Genomic DNA, 1,126 nt, shown 5'->3' with positions numbered 1-1,126 from the left:
TCACCCGACTAAGAGCAGAAGACCGAAGGACCCGACGCTGTGACCAGCGTACCCGGGACTCACGTCCCCGCAACACCCGCTCCGGCGAGTCGCCCGAGCCCCGCACCGGCCGAGACGCCGGTACTTCTGGTTTCCTCCCCCCAGCTCACCGCAGTGGCCAGCGACTCGCGCGCTGCCCGCCGCAGCCAGCTGGAGGACGACCCGCTCCGCACCCCCGAGGGCCGCGCCGCCGCCCGCGCCGGCCTCAAGGCCCGCCAGGACGCCGCCCGCGCCGCAGGCCGAGCCCGCCGCCTGGCCCGTGAGGCCGGACGAGCCGACCGCCGGGCCTCCCGCCGAACTCCCGCCGTCCAGGCCCCCACAGACGCCGCCAGCGCCTTCTACGCGGCCTACGCCACCGGACCCCGGCCCGACTCAGGCCGCGCGGACGAGACGGCACCAGCCCCCACCGGCGGGCGGCTTGGTAATAGATGGAGCAGAGTTTCGTCCGACGCCCCGAGCAGCGCCGATGCACCCGTGGTGCACACGGCGAAGAACGGGGACCGTGAGGACTGGCGGCTCCGCCTGCGCGACGAGATCCAGCGGATCACGCAGCTCCCGAGCGTGAAGATGTGCCAGGTCACGGGCCTGGACGTCGCCGTGAAGATCAGCGTGGGCCCCGACGGCAAGGTGACCACCGGCGGCACGGTCAGCTGCGGCTCGGTGTGGTCCTGCCCGCGCTGCGCGGCCGTCGTACGGAGCCAGCGCGCCGACAAGCTCGGCGCCCGCTCCCTGGTCTGGCTGGAGGACGGGCACGGCGTCTACATGCTCACCCTGACCGCCCAGCACTGGGCCAACGTCCGCCTGGAGGACCGGATTGCCGCCGGTTCACCCTGCGCACGGAAGTCCGAATGCGAGTGCGGGCAGGCGTGTCCGGTGCAGATGGGGCAGTTGTCCCAACTCATGGAGGCTTGGCACGGTATCGCCCAAGGGGCTTGGTGGGTCGGGCAGATGGTGACCCGAGACAAAGCCCCCGTTCTGTGGTCAGAACGCCACAAGTGGGCAGACGACCCGAAGTTCCCGACGTCCGACGAGATGATGCCGAAGGAGGTCAAGGGCCAGGTCGTCGTGTGGCGCAAGGGCTTCCGGG

At 71.8% G+C, this 1,126-nt stretch carries 1 pseudogene; it reads left to right on the top strand.

The window, feature by feature from the left end:
• Positions 1-153 precede the first annotated feature (153 nt).
• Positions 154-1,126 (top strand): annotated as a pseudogene (locus tag ACFT4A_RS42460) (hypothetical protein); the annotation flags it as partial.

The organism is Streptomyces sp. NPDC057099, assembly GCF_042671245.1.
Lineage (GTDB): Bacteria > Actinomycetota > Actinomycetes > Streptomycetales > Streptomycetaceae > Streptomyces > Streptomyces purpurascens.
This window is presented reverse-complemented; position numbering and strand designations above follow the sequence as displayed.